The organism is Actinobacillus genomosp. 1 (assembly GCF_029774175.1).
In the GTDB taxonomy this organism is placed as follows: Bacteria; Pseudomonadota; Gammaproteobacteria; order Enterobacterales; family Pasteurellaceae; genus Actinobacillus.
In genome coordinates this window covers 394,346-420,033 of the sequence record NZ_CP103834.1, presented here as the reverse complement: position 1 = coordinate 420,033, position 25,688 = coordinate 394,346, and the positions used below count along the sequence as shown (strand labels likewise).

Sequence of the window (25,688 nt, the reverse complement as noted above, 5' to 3'; positions counted from 1 at the left end):
ATCAAACCGCTTGCTCCGTCCTATTTCTACATAATACGTAATAAATTGTCGAAGCGGTTATCGTACAAATCGCCATTGCATATAACATTGGTCGTTCGCTTGTGACGGCAATATGAGAAAGCGTCGCACCGACTAAGGAGGCGATACCGAAACGGGCGGTACCGGCAACGCCGTTTGCCGTCCCTGCCATCTGCGGGTAACGATCCAAAATAGCCGCAGTCGCATTGCTACCGATAGTCGAAAGCATACCGACATAAAACGGAATCCCAATCGCCATCGCCCAAAAACCTAATTTAAAGATAGCAACACACGCCAACCAAATACCGGCTAACAGTTGAACAAGCAATCCGATTTTCAACATTTTCTCCGAGCCGACTTTGACTACGATTTTTCCGTTTAATGCCGTCATAGACACCATTACAATCATATTTAAGCCGAAGAAATAGCCGAAATACTCTTGGGAAACCCCATAAATGCCGATATACACCAACGAACCGGAAGTTAAGAAACAAAACATCCCGGCAAAGGTCAAGCCGCCGACTAAAACATAACCTAAGGTTGCTTTATCCGATAAAAGCGTCCAAAAATTTTTAAAGACAATACCGAATCTAAGCGGTTGGCGTTTTTCGGTAGCAAGTGTTTCGGGGATCTTCCAACTAATGAGCAACACACAACTGATGCCCATAAAAACTAAGGTATAAAAAATCGAATGCCAGTGAAAATATTTGGCAATATAACCGCCTAAAATCGGGGCTAACAACGGCGCAAGCATTGAAATAATCATAATGACCGACATCATTTGCGCAAACATATTACGATCAAACAAATCTCGGACTAAGGCTCCTAATACTACCGCCGGTGCTGCCGCACAAAGTCCTTGAATCAGCCTAAGTAAATAAAAGTTTTCAATGGTCATAACTTGCGTCAAGAAATATGCCGCTAACGCGGAACCTGCTAAACCGAACAAAATAATCGGCTTACGTCCGAAACTATCCGCCATCGGTCCCCAAAATAGCTGCCCAACAGCGAAGCCGAAAGTAAATACCGCTAATGTGGTTTGTACTTTTTCTTGGGATACTTGTAAATCTCGTGCAATATCAAGGAATGAAGGCAGATACATATCAATCGCCAAAGGCGGCAGCATTGCCATCATTCCTAAGATGATAAAAAAGCACGGATGCGGTCTTGCTATTACCATTAAAAGCTCCCTATTTCTTGCTCGGTAAGCGGACGATATTCCCCTTCTTCGAGGCTTTCATCTAACACCACATCACCGATACGCCAGCGATGTAACGCCTCTACTTTATTGCCTAAAGCGGCAAACATACGTTTGACTTGATGATAGCGTCCTTCGCTAATGGTTAAATTCACATTGTAATCGTCAATAATTTCCATTTGTGCCGGTAAACAAGGCTCGCGTTCACCGCGTAATAAAATACCTTCCGCAAGTTTTTCCGCATAAAAATCTTCCACCGGATCGGCAAGTGTCACCAAATAGGTCTTTTCACAATGGTGCTTCGGAGAAGTAATGCGATGTGACCATTTACCGTCATCCGTCAATAAAACTAAGCCGGTTGTATCCACATCTAAACGTCCTGCGGTATGCAGTTTAGTCATCAGCGGATAATCAAAAAATTGAAAGACGGTCGGATATTCACCGTCATCATGCGAACACACATACCCTTGCGGCTTATACAGCATAAAGTATTGACCTTCATCAACCCATTCTAAACGTTCGCCTTCGTAACAAATTTCATCCGTTTCACTAATTTTTACCGAGCCGCTTTTTTCTATCTTTCCGTTTACGGCGACTAAACCGCTTTTTAATGCTTTTGCTGCTTGAGAACGAGTCAATCCCGTATTTTCCGCAATAAATTTATCTAAACGCATACTTTTCTCTTGAATATATAAAGGAGAGATTTAACTTTCATTGAAATTAAATTAATGGAAAGCGGTCAAAAACGCTTAATTTTTTGCAAATTCTTGTCTAATTTTGACCGCTTATAGAGTGAATATTATAGCATAATTTGTTGCACAAACGGGCTATCCAAATCGACGATAGGCAAGTTCGAACCTTTCCAAGCACGTAACAACTGATATTGCATCAGATCTAGCGTATCTAAACCCGGGGTCGTTTTAGGCGTATATTGTTGTGCCAAGCGAGCCAGTTGAGTTAAGCCTAAACTTGATTCAATACTGGAACTGATAACTGCAATAAGTCCTTGTCGGTGAGCTTGCTCAATTAAACGAATACACTTTTGTAATGATCCGACCAAGGTCGGTTTAATCACAATAGCGGTCACATGCGGTTCGTTTTTTACGACAAAACTCGACTCTCGTACCGTTTCGTCCCAAGCAATCGCAATACCTGAGGCTTGAGCAAATTGACGGGAAAGTTCCGGAGTTTTGCACGGTTCTTCGATAAACTGAATACGGCTTTTGTTTTCCTTTGCAATTTTCTCGGCAAATTTAACCGCTTTCTCAAGCGTCCAGCCTCGATTCGCATCTAAGCGCAATTGTAAATCGGGTAAAGCTTCAAGCAACATATTGGCAATTAAACCGTCACGATTCGCCTCATACAACCCGACTTTCATTTTGCCGATTTTATCTCCTTCCAGTGCATTCAGTTCCGCATATAGCTCGTCCGGATCACCATAGCAAAGCACTGCCGCACGATAATTTCCTTGCTCACCCAATTCTCCATTTAATTCCGCTAATGCGCAACTTAACCCGAATGCGACCGATGGAACATAGTCGTCCAGTGCTTCATTTTGTCCGTTAATCCATTTTTTTACCCAGTTTCTAAGCTGATTTCCCGCCTCATCCAAGGTTTCAAGGCTAAATTCGGGAAGCGGTGCAATCTCACCAAATCCAATCTTGTCCCCGATTTGTAACTTTACGATAAACCCTTCTCGCTGTTTTAAGCGTCTGTTACGTAAAATAACGCCGGTTTCTACCGGAATATGATAACGATAAAGTTGAGCTATGCGCATTTTATTTTCTCTTAATAAAAATTTGTTTAAATTCTACCGCTTATTACGGATAAATTCAGGCAAAACTTGGTAATAACTAGAAAAAAAGCCCTGTTTCCGCTACAATTTACATAATTTCGTAACAAATTCAGAGAGATTATTCATGTCAAACCAAAAACGAAAAATGCTGGTTACCTGCGCCCTCCCCTATGCGAACGGTGCAATCCATTTAGGTCATATGCTTGAACATATTCAAGCGGATATTTGGGTACGCTTCCAGCGTATGCGTGGTAACGAGATTCACTTTGTGTGTGCGGACGATGCGCACGGCACGCCGATTATGCTTAATGCGGCAAAACAAGGTATTACGCCGGAACAATTAATTGAAAAAGCCAAAGCGGATCACGTTGCGGATTTCAAAGGCTTTAATATCAGTTTCGATAACTATCATTCGACGCACAGTGAAGAAAACCGTGAAATTACCACGGAAATGTATAAAAAATTACGCGCTAACGGTTTTATCAAAAGTCGTGTGATTTCTCAGTTATTCGACCCGGAAAAACAAATGTTTCTTCCGGATCGTTTTGTCAAAGGTACTTGCCCGAAATGTAAAGCGGAAGATCAATACGGTGATAACTGTGAAGTGTGCGCTTCAACTTATAGCCCGATGGATTTAATTAATCCTCGCTCCGCCGTATCCGGTGCCACACCAATCGTAAAAGAATCCGAACACTTTTTCTTTGATTTACCAAGCTTTGAAGGGATGTTAAAAGAATGGACACGTTCAGGCTCATTACAATCGGAAATCGCCAATAAAATGCAAGAATGGTTTGAAAGCGGTTTACAGCAATGGGATATCAGCCGTGATGCACCTTACTTCGGTTTTCCGATTCCGGATGCGGAAAATAAATTCTTCTACGTATGGCTTGATGCGCCTATCGGCTATATGGCGTCATTCAAAAATTTATGTGATCGCACCGGTTTAAACTTTGACGAATTCTGGAAAAAAGATTCGGAAACCGAGCTTTATCACTTTATCGGTAAAGACATCGTTTACTTCCATAGCCTTTTCTGGCCGGCGATGTTAGACGGCTGTGAATTACGTAAACCGACCAATGTATTTGCACACGGTTACGTGACGGTGGACGGTGTGAAAATGTCAAAATCACGCGGTACTTTCATTCAAGCAAGCACCTATTTAAAACATATCGATCCGGAATGTTTACGTTATTACTATGCGGCGAAACTGAACGAGCGTATTGAAGATTTGGATTTAAGTCTTGAAGATTTCGTACAACGTGTAAACAGCGATATCGTTAATAAATTAGTGAACCTTGCTTCACGTAATGCAAGTTTTATTGCCAAACGTTTTGAAGGTAAACTGGCTGATAAATTAGAAGATGAAGCACTCTTTGCAGAATTTATTGCACAATCGGAACAGATCGCGACACATTATGAAAATCGTGAGTTTAACAAAGCGATTCGTTTAATTATGGATCTTTGCGATAAAGCGAATAAATATGTCGATGATAAAGCCCCTTGGGTAATTGCAAAACAAGAAGGTCGTGAAGCGGAATTACAAACGGTTTGCTCAATGGGTATTGAATTATTCCGTGTGTTAATGAGTTACTTAAAACCGGTGTTACCGCAGTTAGCGGAACGTGCGGAAGCTTTCTTACAAGCGGAATTAACCTGGGACAATATTCACCAACCATTATTAGGCAAAAATGTCGCACCGTTTAAATCATTGTTCTCTCGTCTTGAGAAAAAACAAATTGATGCGGTGATTGAAGAAACCAAAGCACTGTTTGCAGAGCAAAATAAATCGGAAGATAAAAAAGGAAAACAAAAAGTGGAAAATAGCGAAAATACGGCGGTTGAGCCTATCGCAGCGGAAATCACAATTGATGATTTCGCCAAATTAGATTTACGTGTGGCAAAAGTGATTAGTTGTGAAGCCGTACCGGAATCTAACAAATTATTGAAATTCCAATTGGATTTAGGCGATCACCAACGCCAAGTGTTATCAGGAATTAAAGCGGCTTATAACAATCCGGAAGAATTAATCGGTCGTTTTGTGATTATGGTCGCAAACCTTGCACCACGTAAAATGAAATTCGGCGTATCGGAAGGGATGATCTTATCGGCAGGCACAGGCGGTGCGGACTTATTCCTACTTTCAGCTGATGAAGGTATCCGCCCGGGTATGCAAGTAAAATAATCGCTATAGCAAAAAGGCGGTAAAAATAACCGCTTTTTTGCGAATAAGGAGAAAAAATGATTCAACAAACATTGTGTTTAATTAAACCCGACGCAACCCGACGCAATCTTATCGGTAAAATTCTTAGTTATCTGGAAGAAGCCGGTTTAACCGTCAAAGCACTAAAAAAAGTCCAACTTAACCGAGAACAAGCGGAAGGCTTCTACGCCGAACACCAAGGTAAAGAATTTTTTGATTCGTTGGTGGAATTTATGATTTCCGCACCGATTGTGGCGGTGGTACTTGAAGGCGAAAATGCGATTGCGCACTACCGTGAATTAATGGGTGCAACCAATCCGGAACAACGTAAAGCCGGTACAATTCGTGCGCTGTATGCAATTAACGGGCGTGAGAATTCGGTACATGGTTCGGACTCCGAGCAATCGGCAAAACGTGAAATCGCTTATTTCTTCACGCCGAATGAAATTCTCTAAACGATAGCCAAAAAGAAAGCCGTTTGTCTTACACAAACGGCTTTTTTATCGCTAATACAAGCGGTCCGTTTCTTGCAAAATCTTACGAAAAACAGACCGCTTAAATTTCTGCTATTTACGAGAACCTAACAGTTTATTCGAACTTTCAAGAATGCTTTTGAGATCGGCATTATCTTTAAGCTGTAATTCGTCCATCGGTTCAATATGCCAAATATCACGAGCGTAATCCAGCACCGAACGATCCGATGAGAAATAACCCATATTCGCAATATTGATAATTGCCGAACGCGTCCAAGCTTTCTTATTACGATAAGCCGCCGCTACTTTTTCCTGCGCTTCCACATAGCTGCGGAAATCCGCACAAGCTTGGTAATAGTCTCCCGAATTCAAAATCAAATCTTGATAGCGGTAAGGATCATCCGGTGAGAATTTACCGTTTAAGATTTGTGAAACCGCTTCGTTTAACTCCCCGTCCGTTTCATAGTAATGATACGGCGAATAGCCGTTACGACGTAATTCTTCAACCTGCTCAACAGTATTACCGAAGATAAAGATATTGTCTTTACCCACACAATCGAGAATTTCCACGTTTGCGCCGTCTAACGTGCCGATAGTTAAAGCACCGTTTAAGGCAAATTTCATATTAGACGTACCCGATGCTTCGGTACCCGCCAATGAAATTTGTTCGGAAACGTCCGCCGCCGGAATAATCATTTGCGCCAGTGATACGCCGTAGTTCGGAATAAATACCACCTTAATTAAATCGCGAATACGTTCATCATTATTGATCACATTTGCGACATCATTAATTAAACGAATCACTTTCTTCGCCGCATAATAAGCACTTGCCGCTTTACCGGCAAAGATAAACACTCGAGGCGTCCAATCCGCATTCGGATTTTTTAAGATACGGTTATATAACGTAATAATGTGTAATACGTTTAGCTGTTGGCGTTTATATTTATGAATACGTTTTACTTGTACGTCAAAAATCGCTTCAGGGTTAAGCGTAATCCCTAAGTTTTTCTCAACATACTCCGCTAATTTACGTTTGTTCTCATATTTTACCGCCGCAACTTCGGCTTGGACGTCCGCATCATCAATAAATACGTTGAATTTTTCTAATTCGCTGAGGTTTGTCAGCCAATTCGTACCGATGCGTTTATCCAAGATATTCGCTAAGCCTGGGTTGGCAATTCTTAACCAACGGCGAGGCGTTACCCCGTTTGTTACGTTAGTAAAACGATCCGGATAAATACGCGCGAAGTCGGCAAAAATGGATTCGACCATTAAATCCGAGTGAATTTTCGCTACGCCGTTTACTTTGGTTGAAGCGACTACCGCCACCCAGGCCATACGTACTCTGCGATCACCGTGTTCATCAATTAATGATACGCGTTGCACCAAATCTTCATCGCCCGGGAATTTTTCACGCACTTCATTTAAGAACCATTCGTTAATCTCAAAAATAATGCCTAAATGGCGCGGTAAAATACGCCCCAACATTTCCACCGGCCAAGTTTCTAACGCTTCGCTCATTAAGGTATGGTTGGTATAGTAGAAAATTTTACGCGTCATACTCCACGCTTGCTCCCAGCTATAACCTTTTTCATCAATCAGAATACGCATTAATTCCGGTACGGCAAGAGTCGGGTGAGTATCGTTTAAATGAATCGCCACTTTATCGGCTAAATTAACACAAGAACCGCATTCCGTTTCATGGCGACGGATAATATCCTGCACGGAAGCGGAACAGAGGAAATACTCTTGGCGTAAACGTAATTCACGTCCGTTATAAGTTGAATCGTCCGGATAAAGTACGCGAGAGACATTCTCTGAAAGATTCTGGTGGCTCATTGCAGAGAAATAATCGCCGCGGTTAAAGTCCGCTAAACCGAACCCCTTACCTGAAGCATGCGCAGACCATAAACGTAAACTATTGGTTGCGGTAGTTTCAAAACCCGGAATCAATTGATCGTGTGCTTGGGCAACAATTTCTTCGTCCGGTTGCCATACGACTTTAGAACCTTCATTCCATACTCGTCCGCCAAAACGAATCGGGAAACGTTTACTGGAACGTAAATACGGCCAAGCGAATTCATTTTCTAACCATTGATCCGGTTGTTCCACCTGTTCGCCGTTACGAATTTCTTGGCGGAACATTCCGTATTCGTAGCGAATACCGTAACCGATTGCAGGAATCTTCATGGCAGCAAGGCTATCCATATAACAAGCCGCTAAACGACCTAAACCACCGTTACCTAAACCCGGGTCACCTTCTTCATTAATAATGTCTTCCAAATTTTGGCCGAGTTCTTTTAATGCCGCATCAATTAATTCATACACCCCTTCCGCAATCATTGCATTAGAGAAAGTACGTCCCATTAAAAATTCCATTGAGAGATAATAAACACGACGACTACCGTTAGCCACTTGGCTACGGCGTGTTTGTAACCATGATTCGGTTGAGAGATCTCGCACGACACGTAACGCTGCATTAAGCCAGTTACGTTTGCTTGCCTCACGAGGTTCCACCCCTAACGCAAACACCATTTTATATAAAATAGCGTCTTTAACTTGTTGAATATTCTCCGGACTTAAAACCTTATTGCCCATTTGTCACTCCTAAATAATAAATAAAACCTGTTATACGATTTCTTGATAAATCGCTTGATATGAAGCGGCGGCTCTTGCCCACCCGAAATCTTGTGCCAATGCATTTTGACGAACGCTTGACCATAATTTATTTTTCTTCCATAAATTAACCGCTCGTCGGAAAGCTTCAAGAAAATCGTCACTGCTCGGATAATTAAACACAAATCCCGTTGCAGTACGTTGTTCAATACTTTCTTTATTACTATCCACCACCGTATCGGCTAAGCCGCCCGTACGACGCACTAAAGGAAGCGTGCCGTATTTCAAACCGTAGAGCTGGGTTAAGCCGCAAGGCTCAAAGCGACTCGGTACTAAAATAACGTCACCGCCGGCAATAATTTGATGAGAAAGTACCTCATTATAGCCAATATAAACACCGATTTGTTCCGGATAACGGCTACGCGCTTCATTTAATAAATATTCCAGATGAGGAGAACCGCTTCCTAAAACCACCAATTGAACACGTTCTTCCATTAGTTCATCAATACGATCCAGAATAAAATCCGCCCCTTTCTGCTCGGTTAAACGGGTCACCATCACCATAAGCATCGCATCTTTATCTTCCGGTAAGTGGAACATTTGTTGTAATTCCGCTTTATTCTTCGATTTACCTTGCATATAACTCGGCTTATAAGTTGCGACGATATTCGTGTCGGTTTCCGGATTCCAAACCGTGTCATCCACCCCATTTAGTACACCGTGTAATCTGCCTTGTGCCTTACGGGTTTGTAATAAACCGTGCATACCGCCACCGGCGATTTCTTCGGTAATTTCCAAGGCGTAAGTCGGACTTACCGTTGTAATTTTATCCGCAAAATATAAACCGGCTTTAAGATAAGAAATTTCACCGTAAAACTCTAAACCTTCCGCTTGGAAGAAATGCCAAGGTAAACCGAGTTCATGTAAGTGATAAGAATGGAAACGTCCCGGATAAGCGATATTATGAATAGTAAATACGCTTTTTACCGGACTATTCCAACTCTTAAGGTAAGCACAAGCTAAACCGCCCTGCCAATCATGCGCATGCAAGATATCCGCCTTACCCCACCATTGATCCAATCCTTCCGAAAGCTGCGCACCTAAATAACCTAAAAGTGCAAAACGTTTATAATTATCCGGATAATCCGCATAACCCGAATCATGATAAGGATTCCCGGAACGTTGGAATAAGTGAGGCGCATCAATTACATAAACGCCTAAGCCGTTAAAATAAGTAAAACGAATAGTGACTAAGCCGGCAAAAGTACCGATTGTCGCCACTTCACTGGTTTCACCGATTTTCTCTGCAACTTGAGGATATAATGGAATTAAAACTCGAACATCATTACCCGTTTGCTGTTGAGCGTAAGGAAGTGCGCCCATCACATCGGCCAATCCGCCTGTTTTGATCAGAGGATACATTTCCGAACAGATATGTAAAATTTTCATATAATCGCCGTTTTGTTAATTTGTAAAAAAATAAAGAAATATGACCGCTTATAAAAACGCCTAAAGGACGCACAATGTGCGTCCTCGGCTAAACAGATTAATTAAATGGTATGGTGTAATTTAATATCGGAGGTAAAACCTTGTAATTTATCCAACATACCTTGTGTTACAAGTACAATCCCGCCTTTACTCACTCGGAAATGTTTCGCATCTTCTTCCGGATTTACACCGATTTGTAAACCGTCCGGAATCACACAATGACGATCGATTACCGCTCGTTTGATTACACAATTTTTACCAATAGTTACTTGAGGTAAAATCACGGTATGTTCGATAATCGTCTCTGCATCTACATGTACACGGTTAAACAATACTGAATTACTGATCTCCGCATCGGTAACCACACAACCGCCAGCAATAAGCGAGTTATCTAAAGTACGTTGTCTTTGTTTATGGTAAAAGAATCGAGCCGGTGCAGTTTGTTGCGGACGTCCGTGAATCGGCCATGATTCATCATATAAATCCAGTTGCGGCTCTTCCGATACCAAATCCATATGCGCAGCCCAATAGCTGTCGATCGTACCGACATCACGCCAGTAAATCGCACCGGTTGCATTTCGACCTTTGCATGAACGTTCAAACGGATGCGCATATAATACGCCTTCTTCCACCGCTTTCGGAATAATATCTTTACCGAAGTCATGTGAAGTTCCAGGAACCGCTGCTTCTTGCTCTAACATTTTATAAAGATAATCCGCATCAAACACATAGATACCCATTGAAGCTAACGATGAATTAGGACGTCCTGGCATTGCCGGCGGATCAGCCGGTTTTTCCACAAATTCTTTAACTTTTAATTTGTCATTTACCGCCATTACACCGAATTCAACCGCTTGTTCACGTGGAACTTCAATACATCCTACCGTACATTTCGCGCCGCTTTCTACGTGGTCACGTAACATTTGGGTGTAATCCATTTTATAAATATGGTCGCCGGCTAAAATCACTACGTATTTAGGACGATAGTGCGTCTTCATCATCGACATATTTTGGTAAACCGCATCCGCCGTACCGCGATACCACGTATTTTCATCCAATTGCTGACGAGCCGGAAGCATATCGATATATTGATTACGTTCGTAAGGAAGGAATGACCAACCGCGTTGTAAATGGCGAAGTAGCGAATGTGCCGCATATTGTGTGATTACGCCGATTTTTAATAAGTTGGAATTAATACAATTTGAAAGAGCGAAGTCAATAATACGACGACATCCGCCAAAATATACGGCCGGTTTTGCACGTCTATCTGTTAATTCATAAAGGCGTGAGCCTCGACCACCCGCTAAAATAAGTACTAACGTATCGTTAGTAATATCGAGACCAGATTTATTTAGGTCGTTTTTTTCTTGTGCAAGCATGTGATTTCTCCGGTATTAATATGAACTTAATTTTCTTTGAAGCACGCATACTCCCATCTGTTCAAGCTGAAGAGCAACCGATTGCGTATTCGCTATCAAAGTCGCAACATTCTTACCGATACTGATATGCCATTTACCTGTCGGTAAGAAGAATTGCTGGGTGGTTTTTTTGGCATTTATTAAGATCAGCCAATGATCTTGTAGTAGAACTTGTAACGCTTTCGATTCCGTATTATGCCAATCTTCAATCTCCATCACTTTTCCTTGCGGTGAAAACCATTGAACGTCATTTTCAGTCCACCAATGGTTTTGATGAGAGAGTAAAGAAATACGTTTACGTAACGCTATCCATTTTGCTACATATTCAATTCTCGCTTCATTTGCATTTTGCCAATCAAGCCAAGTTATCTCATTGTCTTGACAATAGCCGTTGTTATTACCTTTTTGCGAATGTCCCAATTCATCTCCGGCGCGTAACATCGGCACACCGTTTGAAAGAAATAAAATCGCTAATAGGCTGCAAGCGGTCTGTTCTCGCAAAATATTTACCAATTCGTTATCGGTTTCTCCTTCAACACCATGGTTATTACTATGATTAGTGTTTTCACCGTCACGATTATTTTCACCGTTTGCTTCATTATGCTTTTTGTTATAACTCACGAGATCTTGTAGAGTAAAACCGTCGTGTGAAGCAAAATAGTTGATACTTTTTGCCGGAGAATATTGCCAATAAAGGTCATCGCTACCGGCTAAACGACGAGCAAACTCGCCTAGATTACCACTCTCGCCTAAAAAGAATTCTCGCATCGTAGTACGGTATTTATCATTCCATTCGGCAAACCGAATCGGAAATCCGCCGACTTGATAACCGTTCGGACCAATGTCCCAAGGCTCGGCGATTAATTTAATATGTTCTAATTCAGGCGTTTGCTTAATTTTTTCAAAAAACGGCGATAATTGATCAAATTCGGGAGTACGTCCTAATGTGGTTGCCAAATCGAAACGGAAACCATCGACGTGACATTCGCTAACCCAATAAACCAAGCTGTCTATCGCCCACTGACACACTTTCGGATGGCTTAAATTTAACGCATTACCGCATCCCGCCCAATTCTCATATTCTCCTTGCTCATTGAGCCAATAATAATTTTGGTTATCAATGCCTCTTTGGCATAGCGTTAAACTGTCCGTACCGCCCTCTGCGGTATGGTTATAGACCAAATCTAAAATGACTTCAAAGCCGTGTTTATGTAATGTTTTGACCAAATACTTAAATTCATTAATCGGATCTTCCTGATCCCACGCAAGCACCGGCTCAACTGCAGAATGCCCGATAACACTGTATCCCCAATAATTGGTTTTACCCATTTTCTGCAAGTGCACTTCATCAATATGATGGCTGACCGGTTGCAATTCTATTGTCGTGACGTCTAAACGCTTCAAATACGCAATAGAAGCCGGATGTGCAAGGCCTGCATAAGTTCCGCGTAACGGTTCGGGAATTTGTGGATTTAACTTACTGAAACCCTTTACATGCAACTCATAAATAATGGTTTCTTTCCACGGATAATGCGGACGCTCATCATCTTCCCAATCGAAATTATCTTGCGCAACGACTACCGATTTGGGTGCTAAATGAGCATTATCACGTTTATCGTCCCACTGAAAATACTTGAGCTCATCTTCCGTATGTGCCGAGACAGTACCGACAATACGTTTTGCATAAGGATCAAGTAATAATTTTTGCGGGTTAAATAGCGCACCTTTTTGTTTATCCGTTATTCCCGCAACACGAAAACCGTATTCAGCTCCTTCCCCTATATTTTCTACGAACAAATGCCACACATCACCGGTACGTTGCATCGCAAAACGCTGCTCTTCCGTTTGGTTAAATAGACACAGTTCGATAGCGGTCGCATTTTCTGAAAAAATTGCAAAATTCGTACCGTTTTCAACCGCTTGCGCACCTAATGGAGAAGGACTTCCCGCTGTCACTTTCATTTTTTACTACTTCTTATTTTTATGATTCTTTTTATGTGTTTTGGCTTTTGCGACTACCGCTTTTTTAGCGGGCTTCAATACCTTTTGCATCGCAACTTCCGCCATTTGTACGATGTCTTGTTCGGTTTCAATCGCTTTTTTAGGCTTAGGCTGACAAGCAATGAAAATGGTCGATAACGGTGGAATGGATAATTCAATAGAGTACGGTTTACCGTGCGATTCGACTGCTTCGCATTTAATCTCACCGTAGTTCCCTACATTACTACCTTCATAATAAGCCGCATCCGAATTTAAAAGTTCAGTATAAGTACCGTCTTGATGTACACCGATACGATAGTTATGACGTACAATCGGCGTAAAGTTACTCACGACAATCACACTCTCACCGTTTTTCGCTTTACGTTCGAAAGCAAAGATAGATTGCTTCCAATCATCCACTACTAACCATTCAAAACCGGCGGGATCGTAATCCAATTGATAAAGTGCCGGATATTTTTGGTAAGTACGATTTAAATCACGCACCCAATTCAGCACGCCTTTATGCCAACCGCCGCCTTGTTCGCCTAATAAGAACCAATCAAGGCTCTCGTTATAATTCCATTCGCGACCTTGGGCAAATTCATTGCCCATAAACAGTAATTTTTTACCCGGGTAACCCCACATATAACCGTAATAAGCTCTTAAATTCGCAAATTTCTGCCAACAATCACCTGACATTTTACCGAGAATAGAACCTTTACCATGCACTACTTCGTCATGTGAAAGCGGTAACACGAATTTTTCGCTATATTGATACATCATGCCGAAAGTCATCCAGTCATGATGATATTGACGGTAAATCGGATCGAGCGACATATAACGTAAGGTATCGTTCATCCAGCCCATATTCCATTTATAGTCGAAGCCGACGCCGTTTTCCGCCGGACTATGCGTAATACCGGCGAATGAAGTGGACTCTTCCGCAATTACAACCGCACCGTTGCCTTCTTTTTCTAACATTTGATTAGTTTTGCGTAGGAAATCGAGTGCTTCTAAATTTTCTCGTCCGCCGTATTGATTCGGAATCCACTCGCCGTCTTTACGGGAATAGTCACGGTAAATCATTGAAGAAACCGCATCGACTCGTAAACCGTCAATACCGAACCTTTCCGTCCAATACAGTGCGTTGCTGGAAAGATAATTAAATACCTCATTACGACCGTAATTAAAAATTAAGGTATTCCAATCTTGATGATAACCTTCTCTCGGATCTTGATGCTCATATAAATGAGAACCGTCAAATTCCATTAAACCGTGCGAATCGGTTGGGAAATGTCCGACGACCCAATCAAGAATCACATTGATTCCCGCTTCATGCGCTTTACGAATCAAGGTACGTAAATCTGCCGGCGAACCGAATCGGCTGGTCGGCGCATAAAGTCCTGTCGGCTGATAACCCCACGAACCGTCAAACGGATATTCGGTAATCGGTAATAACTCAATATGAGTAAAACCCATATCTTTAACATAAGGAATTAGCTCGTTGGCAATCTCTTCATAATTCAGCCAATAATTATTTTCGAGATGACGACGCCACGAACCGAGATGCACTTCATAAATTGAAATCGGTTGATCAGGATTATTTGCATGACGTAATTTAGCATCCACTTCCATTTTTTCCGGTAACCCGGTTACTACGGATGCCGTATCCGGTCTGAATTGCGATGCAAACGCATAAGGGTCCGATTTCAAGCGAATATTGCCGTTACCGTCTAAGATTTCGAATTTATATAATGCACCTTGTTCCACATTAGGTAGGAAAATATCCCAAATACCACTTTCCGAATGAAAACGCATCGGATTTAACCGTCCGTCCCAATAGTTAAAATCGCCCACTACCGACACACGGCGAGCATTCGGTGCCCAAACGGAAAAATGTACCCCGGATACCCCTTGTTGCGTTTTAAAATGCGCGCCTAATGTTTCATAAGGACGAAGATGTGTTCCTTCCGCCAATAGCCAGTTATCCATCGGCAAAAGAGAAGAATTAAAACGGTAAGGATCTTCGAGGTCGATTTCTGCCAAAGAATAGCCGACTCGTAAACGGTAATTTAATACAGTGTATTGTTCCGCTAACGTAGCGACAAACAAACCGCAATCGTCTATTTTCAAAGCTTCGGAAAGAATTTCACCGTTTTCACCGATAATTTTTACCGTTGTCGCTTCCGGTAGAAAAACACGAATCACGCTCACATCATCAACTTGATGTAAACCAAGATAAGAGAAAGGATCTTTACAATAAGCTTGAGAGAGTTGCTCAATAAAAGATAAATCTTGCTTAGAGTACGTATATGTTTTCATTCTACTGCCATCCCCGTTTTTCCAACTTCCAATGATTGTCTTCCTTACTACGAAAACGTTTGCATCATAACATTTTCTAATAACCTTGGTCGAAACATTGTTCATTTTTGTGATTTAAGTCATATTTTTATATTGATATATGAGAAGTAGATCACACTTTCTGATATTTTTTTCAGCGTGCTAGAACGATTTAGCAGAATATGAGTTACAATATCAGACAATATTTTTATTTTGAAAATTAAATCTGATAAGGAGTTACGATGCTAAATTTATCGGCAAAAAATATCTGCTTAAATAGCTCGGTAAACAATAAAGATGAAGCGATCAAACTTGTTGCCGCCGGATTGGTTGCAAACGGTCACGTTGCGGAAGGTTATGAAACCGGAATGCTTGCTCGCGAAACTCAAACCTCAACCTTTTTAGGTAACGGTATTGCGATTCCGCACGGTACATTGGATACCCGTCATTTAGTGAAAGAAACCGGTGTGCAAATTTACCAATTTCCTCAAGGGATTGAATGGGGTGAAGGTAACAAAGCCTATGTTGTTATCGGTATCGCCGCCAAATCTGACGAGCATTTAGCCCTATTACGTCAATTAACCGGCGTATTAAGCGATGAAGCTGCTGCAGAATTATTAGCGAATACTCAGGATATGGATGAGTTTATCAGTGTACTGAGCGGCAAAAAAACCTTACCGAGCTTAACCGAAACACTTATCTCATTAAATATCGACTCGCCGAGCCTTGTGACGCTTTCTGCGATTAATGCTGCAAAACTGCAAGAAAGCGGCTATGTAAATCAAGCGTTCGTCAGCGAAGTTATCTCAAGCCAACCGCTTAATTTAGGCAATGATATTTATCTTGCCGATTCAGCGAAAGGCAATCAATCAAACGGAGTGGCGGTTGCGCGTAATACCTCCGGTCAGACGGTCATTACCGTTGCCGCAACCGACAATAGTTTACAAAGCCAACTTACCTATTTGTTGAATAGTGATATTCGTAGCCGATTTGCAACCGCTTCCGCCGCACAAATCGTGGCACTTTTTAACGGTGAAAATATTGCAAATTCCGTACAGAATCCGACCGCTTCCGAACAACCGGCTTCAGGTCAAGTTATCGGTACATTTACCGTACGTAACGACAACGGCTTACACGCTCGTCCAAGTGCGGTATTAGTGCAAACGTTGAAACCGTTTGCAGCAAAAGTAACCGTTGAAAACTTAGATCGCGGTACTGCACCGGCGAATGCGAAAAGCACGATGAAAGTGGTAGCGTTAGGTGCAAGCCAAGCACACCGCTTACGTTTTGTGGCGGAAGGTGAAGACGCTCAACAAGCGATCGAAGCGTTGGCAAAAGCATTCGTAGAAGGCTTAGGCGAAAGTGTTTCATTCGTGCCTGCAATTGAAGACACTATTGAAGGTGCGGCACAACCGCAAGCGGTTGAATCTGCAAAAAATTCTGCAAATTCGACCGCTTCCGAGCCTGCGGTGGAGGGTCAAGTGGAAGGTACATTCGTGATTCAAAACGAACACGGCTTACACGCTCGCCCAAGTGCGGTGTTAGTCAATGAAGTGAAAAAATATAATGCGACTATCGTTGTACAAAACTTAGATCGTAACACTCAACTAGTCAGTGCGAAAAGCCTAATGAAAATTGTCGCGTTAGGGGTGGTCAAAGGTCACTGCTTACGTTTCGTAGCAACCGGTGATGACGCCCAAAAAGCGATTGACGGTATCGGTGCGGCGATTGCTGCGGGTTTAGGCGAGTAATTAAGGAACCAACGATGACACAACAATTACGTATTGCAACCGTCACCTTAAATCCGGCATTCGATTTAGTCGGTCGTCTCAAACGCATTGAAGTGGGCGAAGTAAATACCGTTGAAACCTTAGGTTTATACCCTGCCGGTAAAGGTATCAACGTAGCGAAAGTATTGGCGGATCTTGGTGTTAAATTAGCAGTTAGCGGTTTTTTAGGTACTGAAAATCAAGGCGATTTCGTTCAATCGTTTAAACAAAACGGTGTGGATGATCAATTCTATCGTATTGATGGTAAAACTCGTATTAACGTAAAAATTACCGAAACCGAAGCGGACGTGACAGACTTAAACTTCTTAGGGTTTGAAATTAGCGCCGAAGATTGGGCAAACTTTACCGCTCAATCACAGCAATGGGCAAAAGAGTTTGATTTGGTGGCGGTATGCGGTTCACTCCCTCGTGGTGTAACGGCACAACAATTCTCACAATGGTTGGAATCACTTCACCAACAATGCTTAAAAGTTGTATTAGACAGCAGCAATGCGGCATTAACTGAAGGTTTAAAAGCCCATCCGTGGTTAGTAAAACCGAATCGTCGTGAGTTAGAAGTTTGGGCGAATCGTCCGTTAAACAGCTTAGAAGAAGTGATTGCAACGGCACAAGAATTACGTGCCGGTGGTATTGAGAACGTGATTATTTCAATGGGCGCAGACGGTTCCGTATGGCTCAACAGCGAAGGCGTGGTTCAAGCGCAGCCGCCTCGTTGCCAAAATGTCGTGAGTACGGTCGGTGCCGGCGATTCGATGGTGGCTGGCCTAATTTATGGGCTTGCTCAAGGTTGGGACAAAGCGAAAACACTTGCCTTCGCAAGCGGTACGTCAGCATTAGCGGTATCACAAAGCAATGTCGGTATCAGCGATCGAAATGCCCTAGATGAGATTGTGGCACAGGTGAAATTAACCCGATTAAGCTAATAATTTGTCATCAAATCTCCCCCTACCCCTCTTTACTAAAGAGGGGGGAATAAATTTTCTCAAACTTATTTATAAGGATCTCAAAATGAATATTTCCTTTGTATTCCCTCAATCACTAGGTAAAGCCCGTGCTTTCCTCGTGAATGAAGTATTATCAGCGGCAGCCAAGCAACAAGGCCATCAAGTTGTAAACGCTGAACAAGCTGATTTTGTCGTGTTATTTAACGATGAAATTCCGACTATTGCTGCCGGTAAACAAGGTGCGGTGGTGAATTTAGACCAAGCCTTCGCTCAACCGGAAACGACTCTTAAACAAGCGGTCGAAAATGCAAAAACTTTTGCAAATGCCACCGTTTCTAGCGTATCAAATTCAGGTGTGAAAAACATCGTAGCGGTCACAGCTTGCCCGACTGGTGTAGCACATACCTTTATGTCTGCGGAAGCTATCGAAAACTACGCTAAAGCGCAAGGTTGGAACGTTAAAGTTGAAACGCGTGGTCAGGTTGGTGCAGGCAATCCGATTTCTGCAGAAGAAATTGCAGCGGCGGACTTAGTCTTTGTGGCGGCGGATATTGACGTGGATTTAGACAAATTCAAAGGTAAACCGATGTACCGTACCTCAACCGGTTTAGCCTTGAAGAAAACAGCACAAGAATTTGAAAAAGCGTTTGCACAAGCAACCGTTTATCAAGGTGGCACAACGGCTGCACAACAAGCTGAAGGTTCGGCAAGCGGTGAGAAAAAAGGTTTATATAAACACTTAATGACCGGCGTTTCGCATATGTTACCGTTAGTGGTTGCCGGTGGTTTATTAATTGCAATTTCATTTATGTTCGGGATTGAAGCGTTCAAAGATGAAACCATCGCAGGCGGCTTACCGAAAGCGTTAATGGATATCGGTGGTGGTGCGGCATTCCACTTAATGATCGCAGTATTTGCCGGTTATGTCGCATTTTCTATCGCAGACCGTCCGGGGTTAGCGGTCGGTTTAATCGGCGGTATGTTAGCAACGACAGCCGGTGCGGGGATTTTAGGCGGTATCGTTGCCGGTTTCCTTGCAGGTTATACCGTGAAATTCTTAAACGGCGTGATTCAATTACCGGCAAGTTTAACTTCGCTTAAACCGATTTTAATTCTACCGTTGTTAGGTTCTGCGATTGTCGGTTTAGCGATGATTTACCTCATCAACCCACCGGTAAAAGGCATCATGGATGCTTTAGTTGAATGGTTAAATTCAATGGGTCAAGCAAATGCGATTATCTTAGGTGCAATCCTTGGTGCAATGATGTGTATCGATATGGGTGGCCCGGTAAATAAAGCGGCATATACGTTCGGTGTCGGTTTAATCGCCTCGCAACAATATACGCCAATGGCAGCAGTTATGGCGGCGGGTATGGTTCCACCTATCGGTATGGCGATTGCAACTTTAATCGCACGTAATAAATTTACGACTAACCAACGTGATGCGGGTAAAGCTTCATTCGTATTAGGTTTATGCTTTATTTCTGAAGGTGCGTTACCGTTTGTTGCGGCAGATCCTGTGCGTGTCATTATCAGTTCTGTGTTAGGCGGTGCAACTGCAGGTGCGATCTCAATGGCATTTGCTATCACACTCCAAGCACCACACGGCGGTTTATTTGTGATTCCGTTCGTTTCACAACCGTTAATGTATTTAGCGGCAATCGCAATCGGCTCAGTGGTAACCGGTGTGATTTACGCAGCAATCAAACAAAAAGCATCAGAATAATTTTCTTGATGATAAAAAAACGGAGCTTTTTAGCTCCGTTTTTTTCTCCAATATATCTCGTTTTTTCTGAAAACTTTTGTAAGTTTGCTAGGAAATTAGACCGCTTGCTTATAAAATCCGCCCGTTTTTTAACCCTAAATAGGACTTTTTAATATGAAAAAAATTTTTTGGATCTTAGTGATTGCCGTAGTTGCGATCGGCGGTTTCTCTTTAACCAAATATAACGACTTAATGCGTGCGGAAGAAGACATCAACTCAGTGTGGGGAAATGTAGAATCCGCTTATCAACGCCGTGCGGACTTAATTCCTAACTTAGTAAATACGGTAAAAGGTCAAGCCAACTTTGAAAAAGAAACTTTAACATCCGTGATTGAAGCGCGAGCTAAAGCGACGGCGGTAACCATTGATCCAAATAATGCAACTGAAGAACAAATGGCAAAATTCCAAGAAGCGCAACAAGGCGTAAATTCAGCGCTTTCTCGCTTATTAGTTTCAGTTGAAAAATATCCCGAATTAAAAGCGCACGAAGGTTTCTTAAATCTTCAAGCACAGTTAGAAGGTACGGAAAACCGTATCAATGTTGAACGTAATAATTTCAACGCAGCAGTAAAAGAATACAATAAACAAGTACGTGAATTCCCGACTAAACTTGCAGCAATGATTATGGGCTTTAAAGCTAAACCGCAATTCAAAGCTGAAGCAGGCTCGGAAAAAGCACCAAGCGTAAACTTTAATTAATCTCTTACACAAAAACACGGAATGCTTAAAAATATTCCGTGTTTTTGTGAATTTAGTGATAACTCTATGAAATTATTTTCTTTTCTTTCAAATAAATTGCCTGTCGATACTCAACGAATCGAACAGGCAATTTCGCATTTAGAGCAGCAAACCTCCGCCGAATTACGTGTCGTGGTCGAACGTAAAGCCAAAGGAAAAGCCGATGCTATGGCACGAGCGAATCAGCTCTTTGATGAATTAAAAATGCGAGAAACGGCGGAACGTAACGGTGTGCTGATTTATCTCTCTTTCAAACCGCATAATTTAGCGATTGTCGGTGATCAAGCGATTCATGAAAAAGTCGGGCAAGTTTTTTGGCAATCGGTCTATGATGCGATGAAACTGCAATGCCAACAAGCGGACTATACCAAAGCACTTTGTCAAGGCATCAAACAAGTTGAAGTTCAACTTGCAACTTATTTCCCTCGTCAGCATGATGATATGAATGAGTTGTCAAATGAGGTGGTGATTAAATGATAAAAGCATTCTTTAAGCCGTTTTGGTTCATCTTATTTAGCTTTTTTGCATTAAAAGCCACTGCTGCGGATAACTACCCTGCTGCACCGAATCCTTTTTATTATGTGACCGATTACACCAAAACCTTAACCCAGCAAGAATGGCGAACCTTAGAAGATGCGCTAATTGCCAACCGTACGAAAACCAGTTCACAAATTATTGTGGTGATTGTGCCGTCCACCAACGGCGAGGATGTCGCAAGCTATTCGCATAATTTATTTAATAAATGGGGAATCGGACGTACTAAAAATAATGAAAATAACGGTATCTTATTGCTGATTGCTAAAAATGATCGGAAATTGTTTATCGCAACCGGTCGAGGCTTAGAAGGCGCATTACCTGATGCGATAGCTTCAACCATTATTCGTCATAATATTACGCCGTACTTCAAACAAAATTTATATGCGGAAGGTATCGCCAGCGGTTTATCTGCGATTATGGCGGCAATTAACGGCGAATACGCCGCTTATAACAGTTATGGTGAAGATGCGGGTAAAGAGTCATTAGACCAAATTGACGGCTTACTGTTCTTCCTTGTTGCCGGTATCGCGATTTTCTTAATCTTTCGTCCGGGCAGAAATGATCAATACATCAGCCCGAGTGCGGCGGATCAATTAGGTAGAATTATCATTAATTCATCTCGCCGTAGAGGCGGTTTCGGCGGTGGATTCGGTGGCGGTTCTTCCGGTGGATTCGGCGGTGGAAGTCGAGGTAGCGGCGATAGCTTCGGTGGCGGTTCTTCCGGCGGTGGCGGCGCAGGCGGCAGCTGGTAAACACATTTAAAATACATCATAAGCGGTTAAATCTTGGAAGAAATTTGCAAAAAACTTCAGAAATTTAACCGCTTATTTTTTTGTTTAAAATAAATGCCATTATTTATTGCGTTTTATCATTATTTTATGAAATTAATTAATTCCTTATTGCTATTTTGACTCGTTTTAGGTATATCTACCCCTAGTTAAATTTATGCAATACATAGGAAAAAATTATGAATCAGCCATACTCCGCTATGCGTAACAACATCCATATGCTTGGTGATTTTTTAGGCGAAACCATTCGAGAAGCCCAAGGCAATGAAATATTGGAATTAATTGAAAGCATCCGAGTGCTTTCAAGAGATTCTCGTGCAGGCAATGAAAAAGCACGTGAACAATTACTGGATAAACTCGCTAATATTTCTACCGAAAACGTACTGCCCGTTGCACGTGCTTTCAGTCAATTCTTAAATCTCACCAATATTGCCGAACAATATCAAACCATTTCCCGACATCATCATGATGATTCTTTAGGTAATCGCTCCTTAAGTGCTTTATTCGCTCGTTTGAAAGCGCAAAATACACCGGTTGAAAACGTGATTAACACAATTGAAAAGTTATTGATTGAGTTAGTCTTAACCGCACACCCGACCGAAGTGACTCGCCGTTCGTTGGTACATAAACACGTCGAAATCAATAAATGTTTAGGTCAGTTAGAACATGATGATTTGACCGATGCGGAACAAACCAAACTTAAACGTCGTTTAATGCAGCTGATTGCACTTGCATGGCATACCAATGAGATCCGTGCTGCTCGCCCGACTCCGGTTGATGAAGCTAAATGGGGTATGGCAATTATTGAAAACAGCTTATGGAAAGCCGTACCCGATTTTTGCCGTGAGCTGAATTTCCAATTAGAAAAACATTTCGGCCTGCAGCATGACGTTGCGCTTTCTCCGGTTCGCTTTTCTTCTTGGATGGGCGGTGACCGTGACGGTAACCCGTTTGTTACCGCTGAAATCACCCAAAAAGTATTACGAATGAATCGCTGGAAAGCGGCGGAATTATTTCTAAATGATGTTAGTGATTTAGCCGAAGAGCTTTCTATTGTACAGTGTACGCCTGAATTCCGTGCAAAATACGGTGATCATGTTGAACCTTATCGTGTTGTAGTGAAAGGGTTACGTACAAAATTACAGAAAACACAAACTTACTTTGGCGAGCTGATTGAAGGTAAAGTAACCACGATTGAGCCAAGTGAAATTATCACTTGTGACAATGATTTATGGGAGCCGCTTTATGATTGCTATAAATCATTACAGGCTTGCGGTATGCGTATTATTGCAAACGGCGGTTTATTAGACTGCTTACGCCGTATTCGTTGCTTCGGTTTAGGCTTATCTCGTTTAGATATTCGTCAAGAAAGCACCCGCCACGAAACGGCGATTGCCGAAATCACTCGCTATATCGGTTTAGGCGATTACTCACAATGGACGGAAGACGACAAACAAGCGTTCTTAGTACGTGAATTAAGCTCTCGCCGTCCTTTAGTGCCGACTAATTGGACGCCAAGCCCTGAAACGCAAGAAATTTTAGATACCTGTAAAGTGGTCGCTCAGCAGCCGGAAGGCACGATTTCCGCTTATGTCATATCGATGGCGCGCGAAGCTTCCGATGTATTGGCGGTACATTTATTATTGAAAGAAGCGGGTTGTAACTATACCTTACCGGTTGCTCCGCTGTTCGAAACATTAGACGACTTAGATCATAGTGAAAAAGTGATGACCGATTTATTTAATATCGGTTGGTATCGCGGTGTGATCAATAATTATCAAATGGTAATGATCGGCTATTCGGATTCGGCGAAAGACGCCGGAATGTTAGCGGCAAGTTGGGCGCAATATCGAGCTCAGGAAGCCTTAGTCAATTTAGCGGAAAAATACCATATCGAATTAGTGTTATTCCACGGTCGCGGCGGTACTGTCGGTCGTGGTGGTGCGCCGGCACACGCGGCATTATTATCGCAACCGCCTCGCTCATTAAAATCCGGTTTACGTGTCACCGAACAAGGTGAAATGATTCGTTTCAAACTCGGTTTGCCTGCGGTTGCGGTCGAAACGTTAAATCTCTATGCCAGTGCAATATTGGAAGCTAACCTACTGCCGCCGCCGGAACCTAAACGGACGTGGCGTGAGATTATGGATAAAGGCGCAGATATTTCCTGTGAAATTTATCGAGGTATTGTACGCGGCGAACCGGATTTCGTACCTTATTTCCGTAGTGCGACACCGGAGCAAGAATTAGGAAAATTACCGCTTGGCTCCCGTCCGGCAAAACGTAATCCGAACGGTGGGGTAGAAAGCTTACGTGCAATTCCATGGATTTTCGCTTGGATGCAAAACCGTCTTATGTTACCGGCTTGGCTCGGTGCCGGTGCAGCACTTCGCCAAATGATTGAACAAGGCGAGGAAAACACACTTAAAGAAATGTGTAATGAGTGGCCTTTCTTCTCTACTCGGATCGGTATGCTGGAAATGGTGTTCTCTAAAGCGGATTTGTGGCTTGCCGAACATTACGATCAACGTTTAGTCGCCAAAGAATTACATCATTTAGGTCAAGCATTACGTGCCCAATTGTCTGCGGATATTCAAACCGTGCTGACATTGGCACATGACGGTCAATTGATGGCGGATTTACCTTGGATTGCAGAATCTATCGCTTTACGTAACGTTTATACCGACCCGCTCAACTTATTACAAGTCGAATTATTACAACGTTTACGTAATCAAGGAGAAGTAAGAGATCCACAATTAGAACAGGCGTTAATGATCACGATTACAGGTATTGCGGCGGGTATGCGTAATACCGGTTAGCTTGTAAAATTACGCAAAAATCAGACCGCTTGTGTTAAATAAGCGGTCTGATTTCTATGAAAGTTTACTCACTCTTACGTGATTTCCCGCTTCCCATTGCTATATCCCTTCTAAAAATTATGTTAGTATTACCAATCCTTTTTTACTCTATTTAGATTTTTATGAATATCCGCCTAAATATCATTTTATTAATTATTGTAGCGGCTTTGGGCGGCTGGTACGTCAGCCAACAAAAACCGGAAAATGACGGCTTGGATCAATTAATTAAGAAAGAAGGTAATCCCGATTATACCGGGAATAAAATAACCACTTCTGTTTATGATCTAAAAGGTAAGCCGCAATATTTTGCCGAAGCGGAAGAAATAAAACGCTACGAAACGACCGAGCGAACCGAATTTATTAAACCCTTAGTGGAATTATTTGATAGTGAGACTTCCCTTAAACAATGGAAAGTCAGTGCGGATCACGCAGAAATTACAAAAGAAAAAATACTGAATTTAGACGGTAACGTCAAACTGCAAGCATTGGATATGAATGCTCGTTTACAAAAAATTGAAACGGACAAACTTAGTATTGATCTGAATACGCAAGATATTGCTACCGAGAGTGTAGTAAAATCCGTCGGATTAGGTATCAGCACGACCGGTATGGGATTGAAGGGTAATTTAAAACGGCAGGTGGCTACCATTACCAAAGATGTAAAAACCTATCTTGAACCCACTGTTATTCAGCAATCTAACGACGAAAAGAAAAATTAGCGAATTATCTCTAAAGGATACAT

18 protein-coding genes are annotated in these 25,688 nt (G+C 42.2%); 10 read left to right on the top strand and 8 right to left on the bottom strand.

Annotation, left to right across the window (positions count from 1 at the left end; translation table 11 throughout):
• Position 1: 1 nt before the first annotated feature.
• The 3 genes from NYR63_RS01955 to menC form a co-directional block, all read right to left on the bottom strand.
• Positions 2-1,198, bottom strand: coding sequence for a Bcr/CflA family multidrug efflux MFS transporter (locus tag NYR63_RS01955; RefSeq protein WP_279457935.1), 1,197 nt, complete (start codon positions 1,196-1,198; stop codon positions 2-4).
• Positions 1,198-1,890: a 16S rRNA pseudouridine(516) synthase RsuA gene (rsuA, locus tag NYR63_RS01950; RefSeq protein ID WP_279457934.1), complete on the bottom strand. Its 693-nt coding sequence runs from the start codon at positions 1,888-1,890 to the stop codon at positions 1,198-1,200. Before rsuA ends, NYR63_RS01955 begins: the two co-directional genes overlap by 1 nt.
• A 125-nt stretch (positions 1,891-2,015) precedes the next feature.
• Positions 2,016-2,993 (bottom strand): o-succinylbenzoate synthase, encoded by a 978-nt coding sequence (gene menC, locus NYR63_RS01945; protein WP_279457933.1) that lies wholly within the window; start codon positions 2,991-2,993, stop codon positions 2,016-2,018.
• Positions 2,994-3,135: 142 nt separating this feature from the next.
• Here menC and metG point away from each other — a divergent pair, with 142 nt between their 5' ends.
• Positions 3,136-5,193: a methionine--tRNA ligase gene (gene metG / locus NYR63_RS01940; RefSeq protein WP_279457932.1), complete on the top strand. Its 2,058-nt coding sequence runs from the start codon at positions 3,136-3,138 to the stop codon at positions 5,191-5,193.
• Between the two features lie 56 nt (positions 5,194-5,249).
• Positions 5,250-5,666, top strand: a complete 417-nt coding sequence (gene ndk / locus NYR63_RS01935; RefSeq protein ID WP_279457931.1) for a nucleoside-diphosphate kinase — start codon at positions 5,250-5,252, stop codon at positions 5,664-5,666.
• A 111-nt stretch (positions 5,667-5,777) separates the two neighbouring features.
• Here ndk and NYR63_RS01930 read toward each other — a convergent pair whose 3' ends face one another.
• The 5 genes from NYR63_RS01930 to glgB all read right to left on the bottom strand — a co-directional run bounded on the left by NYR63_RS01930 (position 5,778) and on the right by glgB (position 15,508).
• Positions 5,778-8,282, bottom strand: coding sequence for a glycogen/starch/alpha-glucan phosphorylase (locus tag NYR63_RS01930; protein WP_279457930.1), 2,505 nt, complete (start codon positions 8,280-8,282; stop codon positions 5,778-5,780).
• Between the two features lie 30 nt (positions 8,283-8,312).
• Positions 8,313-9,749 (bottom strand): glycogen synthase GlgA, encoded by a 1,437-nt coding sequence (gene glgA / locus NYR63_RS01925; RefSeq protein ID WP_279457929.1) that lies wholly within the window; start codon positions 9,747-9,749, stop codon positions 8,313-8,315.
• Between the two features lie 101 nt (positions 9,750-9,850).
• Positions 9,851-11,167, bottom strand: a complete 1,317-nt coding sequence (glgC, locus tag NYR63_RS01920) for a glucose-1-phosphate adenylyltransferase (protein WP_279457928.1) — start codon at positions 11,165-11,167, stop codon at positions 9,851-9,853.
• 15 nt (positions 11,168-11,182) lie between these two features.
• The gene (gene glgX, locus NYR63_RS01915) at positions 11,183-13,168 is read right to left on the bottom strand and encodes a glycogen debranching protein GlgX (protein WP_279457927.1); all 1,986 of its coding nucleotides are present in this window, start codon (positions 13,166-13,168) and stop codon (positions 11,183-11,185) included.
• Positions 13,169-13,174: 6 nt separating this feature from the next.
• On the bottom strand, positions 13,175-15,508 hold the full coding sequence (gene glgB, locus NYR63_RS01910) for a 1,4-alpha-glucan branching protein GlgB (protein WP_279457926.1): 2,334 nt from the start codon (positions 15,506-15,508) through the stop codon (positions 13,175-13,177).
• Positions 15,509-15,768: 260 nt separating this feature from the next.
• Between glgB and fruB the strand changes: the two genes are divergently transcribed.
• The 8 genes from fruB (at position 15,769) to lptC (ending at position 25,665) form a co-directional block, all read left to right on the top strand.
• Complete coding sequence (fruB, locus tag NYR63_RS01905) at positions 15,769-17,277, top strand: fused PTS fructose transporter subunit IIA/HPr protein (RefSeq protein WP_279457925.1); 1,509 nt, start codon at positions 15,769-15,771, stop codon at positions 17,275-17,277.
• A 14-nt stretch (positions 17,278-17,291) separates the two neighbouring features.
• A complete protein-coding gene (fruK, locus tag NYR63_RS01900; RefSeq protein WP_279457924.1) occupies positions 17,292-18,239 on the top strand; it encodes a 1-phosphofructokinase in 948 nt (315 codons plus the stop codon).
• An 85-nt stretch (positions 18,240-18,324) separates the two neighbouring features.
• Positions 18,325-19,986 (top strand): fructose-specific PTS transporter subunit EIIC, encoded by a 1,662-nt coding sequence (locus tag NYR63_RS01895; RefSeq protein WP_279457923.1) that lies wholly within the window; start codon positions 18,325-18,327, stop codon positions 19,984-19,986.
• A 153-nt stretch (positions 19,987-20,139) separates the two neighbouring features.
• On the top strand, positions 20,140-20,724 hold the full coding sequence (locus NYR63_RS01890; RefSeq protein ID WP_005600442.1) for a LemA family protein: 585 nt from the start codon (positions 20,140-20,142) through the stop codon (positions 20,722-20,724).
• 66 nt (positions 20,725-20,790) lie between these two features.
• On the top strand, positions 20,791-21,240 hold the full coding sequence (locus tag NYR63_RS01885) for a TPM domain-containing protein (RefSeq protein ID WP_279457922.1): 450 nt from the start codon (positions 20,791-20,793) through the stop codon (positions 21,238-21,240).
• Positions 21,237-22,052 carry a TPM domain-containing protein gene (locus NYR63_RS01880; RefSeq protein WP_279457921.1) on the top strand — a complete coding sequence of 272 codons (816 nt, stop codon included), beginning with the start codon at positions 21,237-21,239 and terminating at the stop codon, positions 22,050-22,052. The genes NYR63_RS01885 and NYR63_RS01880 overlap by 4 nt, the downstream gene beginning before the upstream one ends.
• Positions 22,053-22,267: 215 nt before the next feature.
• Positions 22,268-24,907, top strand: coding sequence for a phosphoenolpyruvate carboxylase (ppc, locus tag NYR63_RS01875; protein WP_279457920.1), 2,640 nt, complete (start codon positions 22,268-22,270; stop codon positions 24,905-24,907).
• A 161-nt stretch (positions 24,908-25,068) separates the two neighbouring features.
• Positions 25,069-25,665 carry an LPS export ABC transporter periplasmic protein LptC gene (gene lptC / locus NYR63_RS01870; protein WP_279457918.1) on the top strand — a complete coding sequence of 199 codons (597 nt, stop codon included), beginning with the start codon at positions 25,069-25,071 and terminating at the stop codon, positions 25,663-25,665.
• The last annotated feature ends 23 nt before the right edge of the window (positions 25,666-25,688 follow it).

Bases quoted from the DNA above. Each gene is read 5' to 3' on its own strand.
- NYR63_RS01930 (WP_279457930.1), bottom strand. From the start codon at position 8,282: ATGGGCAATAAGGTTTTAAGTCCGGAGAATATTCAACAAGTTAAAGAC.
- fruK (WP_279457924.1), top strand. From the start codon at position 17,292: ATGACACAACAATTACGTATTGCAACCGTCACCTTAAATCCGGCATTC.
- NYR63_RS01895 (WP_279457923.1), top strand. From the start codon at position 18,325: ATGAATATTTCCTTTGTATTCCCTCAATCACTAGGTAAAGCCCGTGCT.
- NYR63_RS01885 (WP_279457922.1), top strand. From the start codon at position 20,791: ATGAAATTATTTTCTTTTCTTTCAAATAAATTGCCTGTCGATACTCAA.
- glgC (WP_279457928.1), bottom strand. From the start codon at position 11,167: ATGCTTGCACAAGAAAAAAACGACCTAAATAAATCTGGTCTCGATATT.
- NYR63_RS01880 (WP_279457921.1), top strand. From the start codon at position 21,237: ATGATAAAAGCATTCTTTAAGCCGTTTTGGTTCATCTTATTTAGCTTT.
- glgA (WP_279457929.1), bottom strand. From the start codon at position 9,749: ATGAAAATTTTACATATCTGTTCGGAAATGTATCCTCTGATCAAAACA.
- NYR63_RS01890 (WP_005600442.1), top strand. From the start codon at position 20,140: ATGAAAAAAATTTTTTGGATCTTAGTGATTGCCGTAGTTGCGATCGGC.
- glgX (WP_279457927.1), bottom strand. From the start codon at position 13,168: ATGAAAGTGACAGCGGGAAGTCCTTCTCCATTAGGTGCGCAAGCGGTT.
- lptC (WP_279457918.1), top strand. From the start codon at position 25,069: ATGAATATCCGCCTAAATATCATTTTATTAATTATTGTAGCGGCTTTG.
- glgB (WP_279457926.1), bottom strand. From the start codon at position 15,508: ATGAAAACATATACGTACTCTAAGCAAGATTTATCTTTTATTGAGCAA.
- menC (WP_279457933.1), bottom strand. From the start codon at position 2,993: ATGCGCATAGCTCAACTTTATCGTTATCATATTCCGGTAGAAACCGGC.
- rsuA (WP_279457934.1), bottom strand. From the start codon at position 1,890: ATGCGTTTAGATAAATTTATTGCGGAAAATACGGGATTGACTCGTTCT.
- metG (WP_279457932.1), top strand. From the start codon at position 3,136: ATGTCAAACCAAAAACGAAAAATGCTGGTTACCTGCGCCCTCCCCTAT.
- NYR63_RS01955 (WP_279457935.1), bottom strand. From the start codon at position 1,198: ATGGTAATAGCAAGACCGCATCCGTGCTTTTTTATCATCTTAGGAATG.
- ppc (WP_279457920.1), top strand. From the start codon at position 22,268: ATGAATCAGCCATACTCCGCTATGCGTAACAACATCCATATGCTTGGT.
- fruB (WP_279457925.1), top strand. From the start codon at position 15,769: ATGCTAAATTTATCGGCAAAAAATATCTGCTTAAATAGCTCGGTAAAC.
- ndk (WP_279457931.1), top strand. From the start codon at position 5,250: ATGATTCAACAAACATTGTGTTTAATTAAACCCGACGCAACCCGACGC.